Genomic DNA, 971 nt, shown 5'->3' with positions numbered 1-971 from the left:
ACGCGGGAGCGGGCGCCGGGGGCGGTGCGCCCCACGCGGGAGTCCCGCCCTCGGGCGGTGCGCCCCACGCGGGAGCGGGCGCCGGGGGCGGTGCGCCCCACGCCGGAGCCGGGGCGGGCAGGTAAGGGGCTGCGTGGCCGGGGACGACCGGTGCGCCGCGGTGGTCCGGGTCCCGTGTGAGCGCGCTGTTGTCCTTGCGGTCATGAAGGGACATGGCGTGCCCGCACCCCCGGCAGTTGCGCGTGAAGGCCATGCCGGCCTCGCTGAGACCCATGGTCGCAATGCCCGCGGTCCAGCGGCCGGCCTTCCGTGCGCCTTCACCGACGGCGCTGTTGGTGCATCGCTTGCAGTCGGGGCAGCCGGTCTGTACGCGCGCCATGATCGGTCCTTGTCGCAGCTCGGAGAATGCCAGGCGTGTCATCCCTCGCCCGTCGACTCGAAATCGTACAAGTGCGGTCAGATGGTGAGCCATAGAGGTCGGTGAGCAAGCGGCGGCCGTGCCCCTTGCCACGGCGCAGCCACGACGGGTGGACCTCGTCGAAGAGGGCGACGGCCCCGGAGGGGTCCGGGCTCACCAGGCGCTTCGGACCGGCCGTCGGCAGGCCGTCCAGGCGGTCATGAAGAACGTCATCGACCACCTCCCCCTGCCCGCCTCACCCGGGCGGCTCCGCGTCGAAGGCCGCGTGGACGCACTTTCCGCGGCAGCGGTTCGGTGAAGACCCGGGCCCCCAGGTCGTCGGCGATGTGCAGGCCCATGCCGCCCGTGCCGTCGATCAGATCCGGGACACGGGGGGCGGGTGGGACGCATGAGTGGTCGGTTACCGCGATGTCCAGGGTGTCCGCGGTGGTGGTCAGGGTCAGGGCGCTGGGGCCGCCGGGGGCGTGCCGGACCGCGTTGGTGACCAGTTCGGACACGATCAGCAGGACATCGTCGTCGCGTTCGGGACCGAGCGCCGGCCGGGTCCGGTGGA

The 971-nt window shown here is 73.1% G+C and carries 2 protein-coding genes; both read right to left on the bottom strand.

What is annotated here, in order from left to right; all coding sequences use genetic code 11:
- Positions 1-379 (bottom strand): hypothetical protein (locus JGS39_RS39720; protein WP_219574618.1); only part of this gene is annotated, 379 nt, incomplete at its 3' end.
- A 248-nt stretch (positions 380-627) separates the two neighbouring features.
- The coding region (locus JGS39_RS39715; RefSeq protein WP_219574617.1) for an ATP-binding protein at positions 628-971 on the bottom strand (344 nt) is incomplete at its 5' end.

The organism is Streptomyces poriferorum (genome assembly GCF_019399235.1).
In the GTDB taxonomy this organism is placed as follows: Bacteria; Actinomycetota; Actinomycetes; order Streptomycetales; family Streptomycetaceae; genus Streptomyces; species Streptomyces poriferorum.
This window is presented reverse-complemented; position numbering and strand designations above follow the sequence as displayed.